General features: G+C 59.3%; 8 protein-coding genes and 1 pseudogene. 6 read left to right on the top strand and 3 right to left on the bottom strand.

Annotation, left to right across the window (positions count from 1 at the left end; genetic code table 11):
- The first annotated feature begins 201 nt into the window (after positions 1–201).
- The 5 genes from PH562_RS01095 (at position 202) to PH562_RS01075 (ending at position 5755) form a co-directional block, all read left to right on the top strand.
- The gene (locus PH562_RS01095; protein ID WP_113232416.1) at positions 202–777 is read left to right on the top strand and encodes a PE-PGRS family protein; all 576 of its coding nucleotides are present in this window, start codon (positions 202–204) and stop codon (positions 775–777) included.
- A 103-nt stretch (positions 778–880) separates the two neighbouring features.
- Entirely contained in the window at positions 881–2596 is a 1716-nt protein-coding gene (locus PH562_RS01090; RefSeq protein WP_285171025.1) for a type I secretion system permease/ATPase, read from the top strand.
- Positions 2597–2610: 14 nt separating this feature from the next.
- On the top strand, positions 2611–4056 hold the full coding sequence (locus PH562_RS01085) for an HlyD family type I secretion periplasmic adaptor subunit (RefSeq protein WP_285171024.1): 1446 nt from the start codon (positions 2611–2613) through the stop codon (positions 4054–4056).
- Positions 4057–4063: 7 nt separating this feature from the next.
- Positions 4064–4342, top strand: a complete 279-nt coding sequence (locus PH562_RS01080; protein WP_285171169.1) for a transposase — start codon at positions 4064–4066, stop codon at positions 4340–4342.
- A 660-nt stretch (positions 4343–5002) separates the two neighbouring features.
- Positions 5003–5755 (top strand): GGDEF domain-containing protein, encoded by a 753-nt coding sequence (locus tag PH562_RS01075; protein WP_285171022.1) that lies wholly within the window; start codon positions 5003–5005, stop codon positions 5753–5755.
- Between the two features lie 366 nt (positions 5756–6121).
- Here PH562_RS01075 and PH562_RS01070 read toward each other — a convergent pair whose 3' ends face one another.
- On the bottom strand, positions 6122–14614 hold the full coding sequence (locus PH562_RS01070) for a glycoside hydrolase family 94 protein (protein ID WP_285171021.1): 8493 nt from the start codon (positions 14612–14614) through the stop codon (positions 6122–6124).
- A 557-nt stretch (positions 14615–15171) separates the two neighbouring features.
- Here PH562_RS01070 and PH562_RS01065 point away from each other — a divergent pair.
- Positions 15172–15525 (top strand): annotated as a pseudogene (locus PH562_RS01065) (LysR substrate-binding domain-containing protein); the annotation flags it as partial.
- 268 nt (positions 15526–15793) lie between these two features.
- Here the strand turns inward: PH562_RS01065 and PH562_RS01060 are convergent.
- Together PH562_RS01060 and PH562_RS01055 are read right to left on the bottom strand one after the other, a co-directional pair.
- Positions 15794–17053, bottom strand: a complete 1260-nt coding sequence (locus PH562_RS01060; RefSeq protein WP_285171019.1) for a hypothetical protein — start codon at positions 17051–17053, stop codon at positions 15794–15796.
- 38 nt (positions 17054–17091) lie between these two features.
- Positions 17092–19095, bottom strand: a complete 2004-nt coding sequence (locus tag PH562_RS01055; protein WP_483315302.1) for a glycosyltransferase family 2 protein — start codon at positions 19093–19095, stop codon at positions 17092–17094.
- Positions 19096–19113 lie beyond the last annotated feature (18 nt).

Genomic DNA, 19113 nt, shown 5'->3' with positions numbered 1-19113 from the left:
CAAATCAGGAAGCATCAAGCCGAAACAACGCCGCTCCATCTCCAACGATACGTCCGAAAGAACATCGCCGAATATCTAGATAGCTCACGAATTAAATCGCGGATAATATTAACCTGCGGTTGTATTGGCTGGCGATGAGATGCTGGATACCCACGCCGTAGTAAGGAACTCGGACGAAACGAAGTTGAAGGAGGGACATCAATGCCTATTCCACAAATATCTGACACGATTCATTTCAGTGACCCGGTTGCCGGCGACGGGAGCGCCGGCAACGGCGGCGATGGCATCAGCCATGGCAACATCGACTACAATCCGGTTGCGTATGTCGCCAATGTGCAATCGGTCGAAGGAGCATCCACCGATCTGCACAACGGTGATCATGTCGGGCAGACAGCGGATTGGACCGCCGGCAGCGGCGGACCTGGTGGCTTTACCCAGGCCCAAAACGGCTTCCTGGCGGCGGTCACGAATAGCGGCGCCGGCGGCGCCGGGGGAGATTCTCACTCCAACGGCAGCCAAGGAAGCGTGAGCGGCGGCGACACGGCGGCGGTAAGCGCCGATACGACGGCGACGCAATATACGCAGCTTCTGGCCGATCAGCATGCCACCATCCTCGCCGGCGTTGGCGGCAATGGCGGCAACGGTAACACAGCTCGCGGCGGCGACATCTCGGCAGCATTGGTTCACACGGACCCATCAACGACGACCGTGAACAATGCTCTCGATCATTTCACGAACGACTTCGGTCATATCGATCTCAGCCATCTTGGCTCATGACCTCAGGCCCTGAGGGTCGCCGGCTTCGGCTGGCGACCCCCATAGGTTGCGGAACCCGCCGGCAGCCTCGTCTTGTCAGTATCAAGTGGAGCGAGATCGGATAATGGCAACACTTTCTGTAAAGCCATCGCGCCCACAGACACAGCTCGTTGTTGCGCTCCGGGCTTGTGCCGGAGCCTTCGGGTTGGTTTTCCTTTACAGCTGCGGCTACAATCTCTTTCTTCTAGCCCCTTCCATCTATCTCCTGCAGATCTATGACAGGGTTCTGTCCAGCCGAAGCGCCGACACGCTCCTGATGCTGACGATCATCATCGCCATCGCCGTCGTGGTCGGCTCCATTCTGGATATCGTGCGCAGGGCTGCTCTTTCGCGCATCGGCAGCTGGCTGGATCACAGGTTGCGGCCCATGGTGCTCACCGCATCATTCGAATATGCCGCTCGCGCCGATGCCGGAGCCGCCACGGAGTGCTACAGGGACCTGGCCACCTTACGCCAATTCCTCGATTCCCCAGCGAGCTCCCTTTTCTTTGACGTTCCCTGGGCGCCGGTCTTCCTGCTCCTGCTCTTTCTTGTTCATCCGCTGCTTGGGACCATCGGTCTTTTGAGCGCAGTTGCGCTTCTTCTGTTTGCATTCCTCACGGAACTGGCGACGCAAGAGCCGCTTTCCCGTGCCAATCTTGCCCTCTCGAGGAGCTATCTGCGATTTGCGAGCGCCCTCAAAAACATCGAAGTAATCCGGGCAATGGGCATGCAGTATGGTGCAGCGCTGCTCGTCTATCGCGATGCGGAATTGGCAAGAAGAGCGCAGGACATCGCGATGCACCGTACGGAGATAATTCTTGGTTTCTCCAAATCGATCCGCACCCTCGCGCAGATCCTGATGATGGGATCGGCGACATGGCTGGTGCTTGCGAGTAACAGCAGTCCCGGCATCATTTTCGTTGCGAGCTTACTGCTCGGACGCGGCCTCGCACCGATCGAGGGTGCAATCGGTGCATGGCGCTCCCTAACGTTTGCGCGGAATGCCTTCAATCGCCTGAACAGAATGCTGATCACCATGGCATCGGAACACGATGCCCGAACGGTTCCGCAACCGGAACCCAGTGGCCTCATTCTCGATAACGTCGGCTATATTCAGCCATTCGCCAACCGGCAGATATTGACTGGTATCACATTGCGCCTGGCACCCGGCGATTGCATAGCGCTCATCGGCCCGTCTGGATCGGGAAAATCGACGCTGGGCCGCGTCATAGCGGGCGTTGTTCAGGCAACGAGCGGGTGCGCCCTTCTTGGTGGGGTCGATATCTCGGCTCTGCGCCTTTGCGGAGGGACCCACCACGTCGGATACCTGCCGCAGGACATCGAGCTTTTTGGCGGAGCAATCAAGGATGTGATAGGCAGGCTGGACGGAGGAGATCTCGCCAAAGCGATCGACGCCGCAAAGCTGGTTGGATTGCACGAGGCGATCATCCGGCTGCCAAAGGGCTACGAGACCGATATCGGCGAAGGTGGAAACCTGCTTCTTCGAGCTCAGCGCCAACAGCTAGGACTGGCACGGGCGGCCTATGGAAATCCGTCCCTCATCGTTCTCGACGATCCGAACTCGAGCCTTGATTACGACGGCGAACGCATGCTGTACAAAGCGATTGAGCGCATGAAATCCAGGGGGATGACCGTCGTCATCATAACTCACCGGATGGGTATCCTGCCGGTCACCAACAAGATTGCCATTATGCGTAACGGGACGATGGCCGCCTTCGGCGATAGCGAGCAGATTTACGAAACCCATCTTCAACCGCCATCTCGAACAGGAACGTAGGGAGGGAGATGGTCATGACCCTTGTTCGACTGGACGAAACGTTGGCGAGATTTTCAAATTCGTCAAGAGCGAGCCAACGGTTCGCTGAACGATCGATTGCGACGCCCAAGCAACTGGCAGCCTACTCGCCGGTGATCGAGTCGAAAAAGCGCGGCCCCGCCCCTCCTTCGCCGATACCAGGGCTTAGAGGCGTTATCTGGACAGGGAACCTGTTGGTCGGCGTCTTCATAGTCGGATTGGGAATCTGGTCGGTTCTGGCGCCGCTGAAAAGCGCAGCGGTCGCATCGGGCGTCATCGAACCGGAGTCCAGCCGCAAGACCATTCAGCACCTGGAAGGCGGCATCGTGCGGCGCATACTCGTCAAAAACGGCGACGCGGTCACGGCCGGACAAGTCTTGATAGAACTCGACGACACGAAGTCCCGCTCGGAGCGCGACAGTATTCAAGGGCAACTTTGGGACGCCGAAGGAAGCCGTGCCCGCCTGCTTACCGAGCAGACGGGCACCGACCATATCGCCTTTCCGCAGGATCTCCGGGCGGCAATGGACAAAGATCCCTCGGTCGGCGCGATTCTGACCGGGCAGCGAAAAATTTTCGAAGCGCGTCGCCAGGTCATGCAGGCGGAAGCTGGCATCACCAATGAAAAGATCGCACAGGTGCGCCAGGAAATCATCGGACTTGGCGCCCAGAAGGCCGCATTGACCGACAGAGTGGCAATCTCTCAGCAGGAACTGGATCAGGTTACGGCCCTCAGCGCCAAGGGATTGGAACGAAAGAATACTGTTCTCAACCTCCAGCGGGAAAAAGCAGACCTCGCTGGCCAGCAAGGTCAGGTGGAGGCGCAAATTTCCCGCGCCTACCAAGTGATCAGCGAGGCACAGGCCGATCTTGCAAAGCTTGAAAGCGACCGGCTGAGCGAAATCGCGCAGGGCATGCGCGACACGGAAAGTCAGATCATGCAATTGCGCGAGCGCTTGTGGGCGATCGACGACCAGCTTTCAAGGACCGATATCCGCGCTCCGGAAGACGGAACAATCATGAACCTGCGCATCCATACGGCCGGCGGCGTGATCGGCGCGGGCGAGCCGCTCGTCGATCTTGTGCCGCGCAGCGATCGTCTCATCGTGTCCGCCCACGTCAGACCGGAAGATATCAATCTCGTTCATGCGGGACTTGAGGCGCAGGTTCACCTCCTTCCATACAATCAGCGGCGCGTTCCATTGCTGAAGGGCCGGGTCGAGTATGTATCGGCGGACCGTCTCATCGACGCACAGAGCGGCCAGCCATACTTTGCCGCGACGATCCGAGTGACGGACGAACGGTTGGCGAAAATGAGCGATGTCGAACTGGTCCCGGGCATGCCCGCACAGGCACTGATCGAAACGGGCGAAAGCAGCGTGGCGTTCTATGCCATCAGACCACTTCTCGACAGTTTCCACAGAGCATTTCGTGAGGACTGAAGCGGTGATGGGCAAGAGAAAATTCGACGACGACCAGATTACCGGCATTCTGAAAGAGCACCAAGCGGGGGTGACGGTTGCTGATGTTTGCCACAAGCACGGCATCAGCGAGCCGACCTTCTACCGGTGGCAATCCCTACAGTTTGGAAGCGCTGGTCTCGCTGCCAAAAGAATGAGAGCCCTGGAAGAAGAGAACCAGAAGCTCAAGAAGCTTTTGGCCGAAGCCATGCTGTCCGCCGCAACGCTGAGCGAGATGCTGGCTAAGACATCGAATGGTCGAAACTAACCTCTGATCACGGGGTGCGATCACCTTCGGGCCTTATATTTAGGGCACTCTGAAGCGGCGAAGGCGGGGGCATCGCCGATGCATTTAGAATCTAGGTCCTGTCGTCAAAGTTCGATCAGGAGCTTGCCGCCCTTGCTGATCGAGATATGCTCGATCGATGACAACTTTGCCTTGCCCGGTTTATCTTTTTAGAAGCGCAGGTTCGCTCCGTGGGGCGATACGGTCGTCAGCGTTGCGCCGCTGGATCGCGTTGTCGCGGTTTATGGGGCCGGAGGTGTCGTTGGTGAAGGCGGCCTGTCTTCAGCTTTTGGTGGAGCTGTGGTCTTCACGAACGATGCGTCCGGAGAGTGCTTTGCTGGTGTATGGGGAGCCCGCAACGCCTCGCGCTTTCGAAGTGAGCTTCGAGCTCATATGCAAATCGCGGTTTGCAAGGAAGTCCCAAACGCTCGACTTTCCTTTTGGGGAGCAGAGAAAGAGCGCTCTAAACGAGCTGTGCGCAAATGACAGGGAGCCAAAGTCTGGCTGAGGCCAGAGCAAGGAAAGCCGGCGAATTCGTGAGAACAACGGTGCAAAGCAACAAATTTTACAGATTTTCTTAAATCGGTTTTTTTCAAGCCCATGTTCAGCTAACATAGCGTCAAGAACGGATGTAACTTCGATATGATTCAGCGACATCCCTCCGCCACCATTTTCAAAGCCCTGCAGAGGGCCACACTCGGTACCCTGTGCGCCATCGGCGGTTCTGTTGGTCTTTTCCTTATATTAAACTTATGGATGCCGGATCGACCATTTTTGGTCGGATTTGTCGGTGCAGCGCTTTTTTCCGCATTTATTGCCTTTCCGCTGCTTTTTGCCTTGCAGCTCCACAAAGGCGTCGTCCGCGAGATGCAAGAAAACGTCGCCCATGCGGCGCGCCACGACAGCGTTACGAACACGCTGAACGGCACCGCATTCGCCGCGGCCGTCGAGCACTTTATCGACCGGCGCAAGCATACCACCACCGATGCCGGCGGCATCGTCATCGCCGTCATCGTCGATACGCTTGACGATATCGGCCGCCGCTACGGGCCGCAATGGGCCGACACTGTGATACAATCGCTTGCCTCTATCATCCAGTCCTCGGTTCGTCGCGACGATCTGGTGGCCCGGCTTGCGACCAACGAACTCGGCATCTTCCTGTCTGGCGCCACCATCGAGGATGCCCGCGACATCAGCACCCGCATCCGCACACGCCTCTCCGAGGCCACCTTCAGCGCCGACGGCGCGCCGCTTTCCGTCGCCATCCGCCTCGGCGGCATCTCCTTCGACGGCCCGGCCGACTTCAACCAACTCCGCCAGCTCGCTAACCAAATGGCCCTCGAACGCGACGACGAGAACGACGACATCCCCATAAGGGTGCTGCCGGCCGCATGAGCCCGGCGACCCACCGCCGCGGTTGAGATCAGACCTCTAGGAGGGATAGATGTCGATGTGCGGTCCCGGCAGCGGCCCTCTGGTATTTTCATGTCGGGGCACTTCGGCAAGTGGGGTTCTTCTTGCTGGCGCTGGACTTATGAATATGGCGCGACAATCCGGCCGTCGCTTCAACTACGAAACGGCAACCAATCGAAATGTCCTGGCGCGCTTGCCCCTTTCCCCGCTTCGCTCGCGGATTGGGCTGGTGCAAATGTCACAACCGGTTCCTCGTCGAACGAGGAACCGAAGTGCCCACAATTGACCGCCAGCAGCGCAAGCAACCGCAAATCACATTGCGGACTTCGAATTGCTAGGGGACTTCGCTCACGGGGACGCGAGCGAATATCCTTCCTGAAGGTCGTCGACGACAGTCCCATTGATGGCGACCGAATATCCTCCGGCCGCATCCGCCTTCGAAACCGAGACCTCGTACCTGCCGTCTGGAAGTTCCAGGGTGGCCGAATAGCCGTTCCAGCCTGCCGGCAAGACAGGCTTGACGTGCAACCGTCCGTTCTCAGTACGGATGCCGAGGATGCCTTCGAGCGCCGTGCGGTAGAACCATCCGGCCGACCCGGTATACCAGCTCCAGCCACCACGGCCCCTAAGGTCGCCTTCGCCATAAACGTCGCCGGCGATCACATAAGGCTCGACGCGATAGGTCTCCGCAGAGGATTTATCGAGCGCGTGGTTGATGGGGTTCAGCATTTCGACAGCGCGCCAGGCGTCTTCGCCTCGACCCATCCGGGCCAACGCAAGGGCCGTCCACATGGCGGCATGCGTATATTGGCCACCGTTTTCGCGCACGCCTGGCGGGTAGGCCTTGATCACGCCGGGATCATTGACCGGCTTCACGAAGGGCGGCGTCAGCAGGCGGATGAGCTTGCCCTCGTTGTCAACCAGTTTGTCGAGGACCGCGTTCATGGCCATAGCGCTACGGTCGGCGTCACCCTCACCCGAGAGCACGCTCCAGGACTGCGCAATCGAGTCGATCTTGTCTTCCGCCGATTGGCTGGAGCCGAGAGGCGCGCCGTTGTCGTAATAGCCACGGCGATAATATTCGCCATCCCAACCGGCCGTTTCGATCGCGACCTTGAGCTTTGCCAGATGATCCGACCAGCGGCTGACGCGTTGCTTGTCGCCGCGCTTTTCGGCATAGGCGATGAAGCGGCGCAAGGCGCCCGCAAGGAACCATGCAAGCCACACGCTCTCGCCGCGACCGGCGATGCCGACACGATCCATCTTGTCGCACCAGTCGCCGCTCATCATCAACGGCAGGCCGTTGACGCCCGTGCGCTTAATTGCGAGATCGAGGCCAAGTGCGGCGTGCTCGTAGAGCGAAGCGGTCTCGTCGGAAACACGCGGCTGCAGGAAGGCATCGTACTGGCCGGGGCTGAGCTGTGCACCTTCGACGAAGGGCAGCATCTCGTCCATGATCGAACTATCGCCGGTCACCGTGCAATACTGGTCGACGGCATAGGCGAGCCAGACCGGATCGTCGGAGATGTTCGTACGAACGCCCGCGCCGCTGTCTGCCAGCCACCAGTGCTGAAAGTCGCCTTCCGGGAACTGACGGCGGCCGGTATTGAGGATCTGCTTGCGTGCGATTTCAGGCGAATGCAGCAGAAAGGCCAGCGAATCCTGCAGCTGGTCGCGCAGGTTCCACGCGCCGCTCGACTGGTAAAAGGCGGTGCGAGCCATGATGCGGCAGCTATAGGTCTGATAAGGCAGCCAATTGTTGACCATGAAGTCGAGCCGTTGGTCCGGCGTCGAGACACGTGTCTTGCCGGTGAAGGTCTTCCAGAACCCACGCGTCTTCTCAAGAACGTCGCCAAAGCCGACGGAGCGTATCTCGGCGATGAGAGCGGCGGCTTCTTCCTGCGAGGCGGCGTCACCCATATAGAAGCAGATGTCGCGCACTTCGCCGGGCTCGATCGTCAGATCGAATGCCATGGCAGCCGCCGGATCACCATCGAGGTCGACGGCATTGGATAGCCGCGAGCCGGCCGAGACCGTGCGCGGCTGCTGGATCGTTCCGTGCCGGCCGATGAATTCGCGGCGGCTGGTGGAGACGCTCGACGGTGTTTCACTTGCCGCAAAAGCTGCGACGCGCGTCCCGAAGTTTACGCTGAACGGATTTTTCGCAAAGACCGCTCCGCTCACGCTGTCGAAGCTCGATATGATGAAGGGCTTGCTCTTGGTCGGGTTGTTGCCGAGAATCCATTCAGCGTAGCCGTAAAGACGCAGCTTGCGTGCTTCACCCGCATCATTGCGGATGCGCAGCTGCGTCAGCTTAACGGGCTTTTCCATGTCGAGGGTCTGGGTGACCTCCAAGGAAATCTCGTCCTGAACCGTCGAAAAGATCGAATAGCCAAGCCCGTGACGGGCTTCGAAACGCGTGTCTACGCGCTGCGCGAGTGAGGCGTACGGCACGATGACGGAGCCGCGATCGAGATCCTTCAAATAGAAGGCCTCACCTGGCCGGTTGGTCACCATGTCGTTGGTCCAGGGCGTCAGCTGATGGTCGCGGGAGTTTTGGCTCCAGGTGAAGGCAGCACCTTCCGCCGAGACATGGAAGCCGAAGCTCTCGTTGGCTACGATATTGACCCACGGATGCGGCGTCTGTTCGCCGCCGGACAGGCGCACGACATATTCGCTGCCATCGGCCGCAAAGCCGCCATAGCCGTTCCAGAAGGCAAGATCGCTGCCATCGACCGGAGAGATCCCGGCAGTGTCGCGAACCATACGCGGCACCAGGGTGGAATCGCCCCACTGACCAAGCAGCGCAGGCGAACCGGCAACGGAACGAGCCTTCTGCACCTGATCGATGAGGCTGCCGTCGCGACCGCGCAGCACGACGCGCGAGGCGGCGATGATGGCGTCATAGGCCTCCGGTGTCGTCAGATCCTTGCGCAGGACGTAGATATTGCGCTGGATGCCGGCGACCTCGCTGGCGTGACGCGCCGCATCACAGAGCTGGTCGATGGTCCGCTGCATTTCGGCAGCCGCCTCACCGGTGCGCTCGTTGAAGATGACGAGATCGACCTCGACTCCGCGCGACTGCAAGAGGCCCTGCGCACGCAACAGTTCCTTGACAAGATCCGTGCCGAGCTCGTCGGTGATGCGCAAGGTCATCAGGGGTGCATCGCCCGACAAGGTAGCGCCCCAAAGAACGGACTGCGAATTCAGCCCCTTACGGACCGCCTCGTTGTCGGCGCGCAGAGCCATATCCGGATAAATGATGTAGCGGGCAAAGCGTTGGTAGGCGGCCGCCTCCTTCGAATTGACGCCGATCTGGCGCAGCTGGCTCTGCGTTCTCGTCCAGGCCTGAACGAGACCTTGGGCAAAGCTTTCCGGTTGGCGATAGTGCTCAACCGCCGCCTCGAGTTCGGCGCGTTCGGCCGCGGCAATGGTCCAGAAGGTTACGCTGACCTTCTCTCCTGCCGGCACGCGGAGCGTCCGACGCAGCGACAAGCAGGTGTCCATCGTGAAGCCGCTGGAATTGGAAAGTTCCGCACCGGCGTCGAAGGCCGCAGCCTCCGTCAGCGTGCGACCCCGTCCAAGGAAGCGCATGCGATCCGTCTCATAGTGAGTCGGCAAATCTTCGCCCGACGTATCGACGATCAGATGGGCGATGGCGACGTCGGGATCCGTCACACCGCGTTTCTGGCGCTCGACAAAGATCGCATCGCCATTCTCGGCGATTTCGGTCTTGAGGAACATGCGGGCGAAGACCGGGTGACCGGTATCGACGGCATCGAGCGCTGCAACGGGCTCCATGTAGGAAGTGACTTCGATGACCCGGTCTTCCGCGCCGGTATTGCTGATCGTCAGACGGCGGCCTTCGGCATCGTAGTTGCTGGCAACGAAGACCTGCATTTCGCTCGTCAGCTCGCCGACGGTCTTGATGAACTCCGCCTTGTCGTCGCTGAAGCTTACGCGAACATGCTCGTTGGCGATCGAACGCGGCTCTGCCGTCGCAGACCACCATTCGTTCGATGCCGTGTCGCGCATGAAGACGAACGATCCCCATCGATCCTCGGTCGGATCGGCGCGCCAGCGATTGACGGAGAGGTTTTTCCAACGGCTGTAGCCGGAACCGGTCGCCGTCAGCATGGTTGAGTAACGGCCGTTCGACAACAGCAGCAACTCGCGCTCGCGCGATGCCGGGTCTTCGAGGCGACGCACTTCCGGACGCATCAGGTCGCCCTGGATGGTCGCGGGCGCATCGGTTTCGTGCTTCGAGGCCATAACGGGGATGTCACGCGGCGCCTTTTCCTGCAGCAGCAGTTCGGCAGCCTCGATTACCGGATCGGCATGGAACAGCTCTCGCAGCAGGCCATCGAAAGCCACGTTGGCAACAGCGGCAATCGACATGCCGTGATGGTGCGCATAGTAGTTGTAAACCACTGCGCATTGCTTGCCCTCAGGCACGCGGCTTGCCGTGAAATCGACGGCATCATGGAAACCATACATGCCGAGCGCGCCGACGGCCCGCAACCGATCGAGGTTTTCGAGGGCTGCGACCGGATTGTATTGGCTGGCCAGCAGCGAGGCGTAAGGTGCGATGACGGCGTTCTGGCCGAGACCGCGTTTCAGACCGAGCGTCGGCACCCCGAAGTTGCTGTACTGATAGTTCATCTGATGATCGCGGGCGTTGAAGGCCGCTTCCGAGATGCCCCATGGCGTGCCAAGCTTGCGCGCATAGTTCATCTGCTCGAGAACGATCAGATTGTTGGTCTGGTTGAGAATCCCGCCGCTGCGCTCCTGCATGACGAGGGGCGGCATCAGATATTCGAACATCGAGCCGGACCAGGAGACCAGCGCGCCGCGCGTACCGACGGGCACCACGTGGCGGCCGAGCTTATACCAGTGCTCGGTCGGCAGATCACCCTTTGCTACGGAGAAGAGGCTCGTCAGACGCGCTTCAGAAGCGAGCAGATCGTAGCAAGCGGCATCCACTTCCTCCGTCTCGACGCGGAAGCCGATCGACAGCAGCCGGCGTTCCGGGCGATAGAGGAAGCTGAAATCCATGTCGAAGGCGATTTCGCGGGCGCGATTGCCGACCCGCGTCAGCCTTTCGCTGATGTCGGGCGCCTGCGAGGGATCGAAAGCCTTGTCGATTTGATGGAGTTCGCAGGTTTCGACCAGCTTCTCCGCCCAATGGACAACCTCCTCGCTCCGCGTGGTCTTGACTTCCCTGTCGAGGCTTCCGGCAAGCTCGCGGATTTCCCGAGCCTGTCCTGCAAATCGTTCAATGAGACCCGAGGAGAACTCCTTCTCGCGCTTGCCGGTCGCGACCGCCGCTTCCAGCTCGGCAATCCGGCCGTCGAGCCGGTCATGAAGCGAGCGATTCGAGCGTGTATCGTCATCGAGCTCGGAAAGCACCTCGCGCAGAATTGCGGCGACATCGCCGATGCCATCGAGATCGGTATGGATATGGGCGAGCGGCGACTGAGCCCAGATACGGCACGCCGATGAAACGGCAATCAGATGGCCAGCAAAATTGCCGCTATCGACCGAGGACACATATTTCCGGCCCAGCGGCTTCAACGTATCGGTATGATACCAGTTGAACAGGTGCCCACGATATTTTTCCAGCTTTTCGACAGTTTCGATCGTCTGTTCGATGCGCTTGACCGCGTCCTCGAACGAAATCCAGCCGAAACGACGCGCCGAGATGACCGACAAGAGATAGACGCCGATATTGGTCGGAGACGTACGCATGGCAACGACGGCATGCGGCGTCTGCTGAACGTTGTCGGGCGGCAGGAAGTGCTGATCGGGAACGACGAAGTGATCGAAATAGCGCCAGGTACGTCTCGCGATCTTGCGCAATTCGTTGCGGACGTGATCGGGGACGACGAGCCGATCTTCGGTTTCCGCCGTCTGGCTGACCAGCCAGGCGATGGCTGGCGACAGCACCCAGAGAAGCACGAAAGGAAGCCCGACCAGCCAGGCGATGTCGCCGGAAGAGGCTGCGAAGACCAGCGCCAAAATGGCCAGCAGCGGGGCGCGCCACATGACCTTGTAATGACCGAGAATCGTCGTTTGGGCCATGGCCTGCGCGCTTGCAGCGGTACGCCATTGCAGCATCAGCTTGCGGCTGACGAACATGCGGTAGAGCGAGCGGACGATCGCATCGGCCATGACGCAGGCGATGTCGGCGATGAAGATGATGCGCAGCGCCACCTGGGCGTTGGCATTCTCAATGTCTTTCCAGACGGTGTGGAGATGCGCCTGCAGGATGATGTCGCTGGTTCGCGGGATGATGCCATTGATCAGCGACAATGTCGGGGCGACGAACAGGCTAAAGATCAGCAGGATCTGCCAGATGAGCGCCCCGAAAGGATCCATCCAGTACCAACCGAGCACGGAAGCGAAGAACCAGGCGATCGGCGTCAGTGAGCGACGCAAATTGTCGAGCATCTTCCAGCAGCCCAGCGCGGTAATGCCACGGCGCTCGTCGAAAATGTAGGGAATAAGCTGCCAGTCGCCGCGAGCCCAGCGGTGCTGGCGCGAGACTTCGACTTCGTAGCGGATTGGGAAATCCTCGACCAGCTCACAGTCCGTCACCAGACCGCATCTAGCCATCGAGCCTTCGAGCAGGTCGTGGCTCAGAATAGAGTTCTCGCTGATACGGCCCTTCAATGAAGCTTCGAAGGCGTCGACGTGATAGAGGCCCTTGCCGGTGAAGGTACCCTCGCCGGTGATGTCCTGATAAACGTCGGAAACCGCGAAGACGTAAGGGTCGAGACCGCGATTGACCGAAAAGACGCGCTGGAAGGTCGACGCGTCCTTGCCCGTGGTCAGCGATGGCGTCACGCGCGGCTGCAGTACGCCATAACCATCGACGACGCGCTGCTTCTTGTCGTCGAAAACCGGGCGATTGATCGGATGATGCATCTTGCCGACGAGTTTGACGACGGTATCACGTACAACGCGTGTATCGCTGTCGAGCGTCATGACATATTTGACGTCTGCCGGCACAACATCGACACCTGCGATAAAGCTCGTGTCTGGGCTGCCGCGCAACAGCATGTTGAGCTCGTGCAGCTTGCCGCGCTTACGCTCCCAACCCATCCAGACGCCCTCGGCCGGGTTATACTGCCGGCGGCGATGCAGGAGATAGAAGCGCTGCTTGCCTTCTTCCGAGTAGCGTGATTCCAGTTCGGCGATCTTGCTGCGCGCATAATCGAGCACTTCGAGATCGCGGGCGGTCTGTTCTTCCTCGGCATCCGGCCAGTCGGTCAAAAGTGCGTAATAGATCTCGCCGCGGGCGTTGGCAAGGTAATGCACCTCAAGATTGCGGACGAGCTCATCGACATGCTCGCGCCTGCCGATCAGGGAGGGAATGGTGACGAGCGTGCGGGCGTCTGCAGGCAATCCCTTCTTGAACTCATAGCCGACGAGACGATCCGGAGTGATGAAGAAGGTGGCAAAGAAATTGAAGAGACCGGTGGCACCTTCGGAGGCCGGGAGCGCGAACATCAGCAGCAGAACGATGGTCGCAAAAAGCGGCATGCCGGCGTCGACGAACACCCACTCGACCAGGACCAGCGCCAGCAATGTCAGGAGAAGTACGGGAACGGCGATCGATAGCCAGTTCAGCTTGCGGACCATCCGCATGAACCGCAGGCCGAGCGTCGGCCGGAAACCGATCTCCGCCTCGAGTGCCGGGCGCCCGTTGCCGACGAAATAGTAGCCGATATTGCTCGCTGATCCGTCCCTGCTCTCATTTTTTGCACGGTCGGTCAGCCTCACGGCGGCCTCGGCGATATCCATTTCCGTCTTGTCGGAGCGCTTTGCAAGCTTTTCGATCTGACGGCGGTAGCTGTTGCGAGATCCGGCATCGAGCTCGGCATAGTCCGTCTGCTGCCAGAGCAGCTTGTCGATGGTGCTGACCTCTTCGACCCATTCGGACCAGTCGGTGTCGTTGATCTCGCGCAGACTCTTGATGATGCTGCCCATGAGCGCATTGGCTGCGCCAAGACGGGTCTGCTCGGCCGACATGACAGCTTCGGCATCCGTTCCCTTAGCGGAAAGCTTGCCTTCGAGCCAATTCAAGGCAGCTTCGGTTGGCTCGAGCGCATTGCGAAGACGATAGTGCAGCTGCGTGACGAAGGTCGTGTCGTCGAGATTGGCAGCGAGCGTTTCCAGATGTTGCGCTGCGCCGGCGTCACCGAGCGAAATTACCTCGGTAGCCGCTGCATTGGCGGCCGCGCGCATTTCGCGGCTCTTATCGATCTGCGATGCCACCCGGCGAAGATTGTCGATCAACACGTAGCGCACCAGCGAAGGGAGCGCCCAGAGTTCGCCGATCCGCAGTGTTTCGCGATCCTGGAATCCTTCCGTTACAGCGGTCATTCCGGCATTGCTTATATTGCTGTGCGCATGCGCCATGTAAAGCCAGGCGAGCGCAAGGGTGCGCGGCACCTCCACGCCGTCGAGCTTGATCTTGCGCAGTTCACGATAGAACTTCTTCGGAAAGTCGCGGCGTACTTCCTGAATTGCTTCTTCGACGATGTAGTGATTGTCGAGCAGCCATTCGGCAGCTGGCGTAATGCTCTCACCGGCGTCCACATCCGCGGCAGCAGCGCGATAGACCCTGAGAATCTCGTTCTCGTTCTCTTTGTGCCGGAGATAAAAATCGAAGTCTTTAAACCCGACCAGATCGAGCGTGCGACTCTCAGCAAACTTCGCAGCATTCGCTCTCAACTGTTCGTTCGATAGAAGAGCGGCGCGGATTCCGAATTCGCGATCCGAATGAGCCACCTGGGGAGTTGAAGCAGAATCGTTTGCAATATTTTTTGACGACATGTGTCTTTCGCTTTTGTCGGGTCGTTTCTCGAATGCGAGTTTCTAGAAACGAGAACCGGGAGCCTGAGATCTTCGTTGCAGCGCCCCACTTGACAGCAACCGGGGCAATCGTTGTCGCCTAACTAGCGGCAACACCCTGAACGCACGATTAATCATTTGACGCGTTTGACACCCTGCATGGCTGTTCGGGTTCTCTTCTTCAAGGAGCTGCCTCTCCTCACTGGGCATATTGTTGAGCGTCAGGGACTCTCCTGAGGGTCTCCATCGACACCCATGATGACCGAATGCTCTGTCGAATTGCCAGACCTTTTTTGCCTTGGTAGGCAGTTGCGAGCTAATCCCTCCCATAAAGCCCCCATCAGTATTGGAGCAAAAGAATCTTCTTCATCTTACCCTTGAATTAATTGACACGCGATCTGGCGCCCTATTTTTATACCGCAAGTTCACGAACAGATTGAATTTCTTGGTGGAAGAGCCCTAATGTCCGTGACTGCCCCGCCCTTTCATATGTGATTGAAAATATTGAGCGGTTTAAGGGGAAGCTGGACGCCAGCGCCGATCTCGTGACCCATCAGGCGCTTATGCAAGGAATGGAAACGTGGCAGATGATGGATGGCGACAAGATCCTGACCATCCGCCCGGAGGGCCGTTTCAAGGCTGACAACGGCGCTGCTCTCGTCGTCGCCGCTTCGGCAGGATTGGGTATCGCTGTGCTCCCCGATGGCCTCACCCAGGATTACCTCGATTCCGACGCTCTGGTGACAGTCATGAAAAATCATCCGCCGCCGCCGGCCGGGATCTTCGTCGTTCGCCCGCCAGGGCAGCATTCCTCAAGAAAAGTGCGCGTGCTGACCGAAATGCTGATCGAATGCTTCGACAGCAGCAGCCGAGAAAACAAAAATTGTGACTGACGATATCAAGTGGCTCACGGAGACCGTTCCGGACCAGCCTGGAGCAGCAACTACGTGATCAGATGCTTCGAATAAAACACCGGGAGCCGGTCGGTAGCCTGATTCACGTATTCCGGCTTGTAATACAAGTCGTAGTGGCCGGCGCTTTCGACTCGGAAAAAGCCCCGCTCACGGCTCGGTGCAGGAGCGAACAATATGGAATTACGAAATCGCCCTTTGTTTTTTCGCAATTCCAGACGAAAACCGCTTCGCACTTTTCCGGGAAACTCTAACGGCTCGCCGACTGACCGTCTGTGCCTATGAAAGGATTGCGCTTCAGTGCAGCAAGCACAGCCCATGCCGTCGCTCCGACATGGGGAAGGCGGAAGTAATTGAAGTCAACGGACGCGGAGTCGGGTCCGACCTTCAGGCCGGTCGATAGCTCAGCGTTGACCGTGGCATAGAGCAGCCCGTCGGGGGCAATTTGCCTGGAAATCGTTTCGAACAAAGGTTCGGCCTCTTGCGCCCTGCCGCTCAGACGAAACACGAGGGCGGCTTGGGCAGTGCCCTCCAGCCAGATGCCGTCTCGGTCGTTGTTGAAGTCGAAACCGCCATCAACGCCATGATTGCGTTTCGTCCATTCCAGGACGCGCGCGCGCCTGAATGCGTAGGACGGCACAGCGATGAGCGGCCACAATTCGGCATCGAGACCCGACATCTTCATATTCGGCGCATCGCTGTCGGGCAGACTTCCGACGAAAAAGCGGCCGTCCTCGAAATCCCACATGACCTCCAGAAACGCGCGCGCTTTCTCGGCGTGATGCGTCCAGTCGCCCATGGGATCGAACCCGGCAAGCCAGCGATCCGCCGCATAGACGTCGAGATTATGTTCCGTGGATTTCCAGCCGATGCGTTCTGGTGAGGGCTCCTCACCAAAGAAGCCACCGAAATAGCCAGGCGTCTGCGGATCTGCAGTGCTGCGATGGATCCAGTTCATGATCGTTCGAGCAGCGTCCAGATAGGGCATTCGGCCGGTCTGCTCGTAAGCGGTCAGTAGCGCCAGCGCACCCCAGGCCGTGCTGCCCGTCGCGCTGCCGACCTGGTAGTCGTCTTCAATCCAGGACTTGCTGATCGGGCTCCAATAGCCCGGAAGCAGCATGCTGCCGTTACCCTCAACCGGGCCGGCACGATAGGCGTTTCGCAACCGTCCGTCGTGATAAAATCGATCCGCCTTCAGAGCGAGCACCAGGGCATCGGCGACGCGGCCTGCTTCAGATTTTCGGCCGCAGGCATATAGCGCCATCACCGCCAGTGCGTTGTCGTAGGTAAAGCCGGCATTTTCAAGCGCGGGATGGAGCGGCGAAGCATTGTCCGCGGGCTCGTAGCTGCGGAAGACGAAAGGTTGCGCCGGCTCGCCGCTCATGTGCGCAACGAGGCCGGCGCAAAGCTTGGCGGCGAGCTGAACGTGTCGTTCCTCGCCGGCCCATGCCGCGTGCATCAAATATATGACGACCGCGCCGGTCAGAAAGGCCCTGATAGAGCTTCGCATATGTCACCCCGCGTCTGTCGAATGGTCCTGCCCGCCCATCAGGAGAAGGCACGCGTCAAGAGCATGTGCATTGATTTGCGCAAATCGCCCCGTTCCGCGACGTTGTCGGGCGCGCTCCTGAAAAGCAGCCGCAGGATGGCATTGTGCTGCTCCGGCGTCGGCATAAGGCAGAAGGCCGTCGATGATGGCGCCGCTCTGGCCGGGGAGGAAATCCAGCCGATTTCCGGGATGAACACCGCCTCGTCCTTCGCACCGGCCGGGCCGTGCTCCGCCAGCGTCGCGCCTTCCGTGGACAGGGCTGTTATCGTCACATCGCCGATGTGTCCATTGGCCCGGTGCCGCCCGCGAAGCCGGACTTCGATCGGCTCCTCCTGTCCGAAGCGCGGCAGCTCAATGCAGCAAAGCAGGCTCGTGAACGCAATGATCATCGCCACCGACGACCAGACGAGATTGAGGCATTCGCGTGCGGAAAATTCGACGGGCGCATCCCAGCCATAGACAACCCTGACGACAGACAGGCCCGACAAGGCCGCTACAAAGCCGAAAAACAGCGCCGTTGGGCGGTGAACGCGGATCGTGGACCTGTCCCCTCCCTTCTCCGTCACTTTGAAAGGGCGGCCAAAGGGTTTGCGGATCGCCTGGAACAGGGTGATCGTGATCGGCACGGCCGTCAAGGCATGGGTGACCTCGGTGAAGAGCGGCAGCGTGCGCCTTTCGGAGATCCACGTCGAATAGGTCCAGAACAGGAAGAGCGAGCTGAGGCCGTATTTCATGAAAAGCAGTTCATCGGCCTGCAACGCCGGAACTCCGGTCAGCCAATAGACGGACGGCGCCAGCAAAAGGCAAAGGATGAAAGGCTTCGACAGCCAACAGAACAGCCCGTGCAAATAATGCAGACGCTGGATGAGCGTGAAATTGCCGCGCCAGAGCGGTCCATCGTGCAAGAGGCCGATCTGAATAGTGCCGAGACACCAGCGAGTTCTCTGCGTAATATATTCGGGAACGCCTTCGGCCGACAAGCCGACGCTCAGCTTCTCATTCAGCCAACGTGTCACGTAGCCCCGCTCCATCAGGCGATAGGTGAGCAGCATATCCTCGGACAGTGCATCATACGGAAAGCCGCCGATCTCATTGACGGCGGCGCGGCGTACCACGAAGCTGGTACCGACGCAGAACGCGCATCCAACGGCATCCTTGGCCGGCTGGAACGTGTCGAAGAAGACGCGCTGGTCATCGACGAAGGAGCGCCGGATGCCGAGATTGTGCTGGATCGGATCGCTGTTGAAATAAAATTGCGGCGTCTGCACGACGGCGACCTTCCCATCCTTGAAGAGACCGATGACGCGATTGAGGAAATTTGCCTGAGGGGCGAAATCCGCATCGAGAACCATGATGAAATCGGAAATCTCGGCGAGCGCGTTCGTATGGTTCAAGGCATTGTTCAGATTGCCGGCCTTGGCATGCTTGTTATCCGGGCGCGTCAGATAATTCACGCCGACGCGTGCGCAATAGTCGCGCACTTCCGGGCGACGGGTGTCGTCGCAGACGAAAATCCGAAGCCTGCGGTAGTTCATCGCCTGGGCAGATATGACCGATTTTTCCAGGACATTCAGCGGCTCGTTGTAAGTGCAGATGAACACGTCGACGGAAGGAATGTCCGCCGTGGCCGCCAGTTCTTTTTCACCGCGATCGGCCTCCTTCGTCCAGTCGCTCGTTCTCAGAAGGATCAGGATCGAACCGATGGCGTAAAGCACCGACACCGCCTCGAAGAGGAAGTAAACATAATTCCAGAGCACTTCGGCAGAAAGCTCGAAAGGCGGAAGCGTGTCGAGGGCGCGCCACGAAAGGTAGAGCCCGAGCGACAAGAGCATGAGCAGACTGAATGCAGCCCGCTCGAACGGTCTCTTCGGGTTCGCGAGCATTGCGAACAGCATCGCGCAAGCGGCGATGACAAGATCGAAGGTCAGAACGCTGAATAAATCGTCGTCGGAATCAAAGAACACGATCTGTTTCTCCCTGACTTCAGCTTGGATGCGATCCATCACGGGCTGCCGGGTGCC

This window comes from Rhizobium centroccidentale (assembly GCF_030182565.1).
In the GTDB taxonomy this organism is placed as follows: Bacteria; Pseudomonadota; Alphaproteobacteria; order Rhizobiales; family Rhizobiaceae; genus Rhizobium.
The sequence above is the reverse complement of the archived record's forward strand: the minus strand, read 5'-3'. Positions and strand labels throughout refer to the sequence as shown.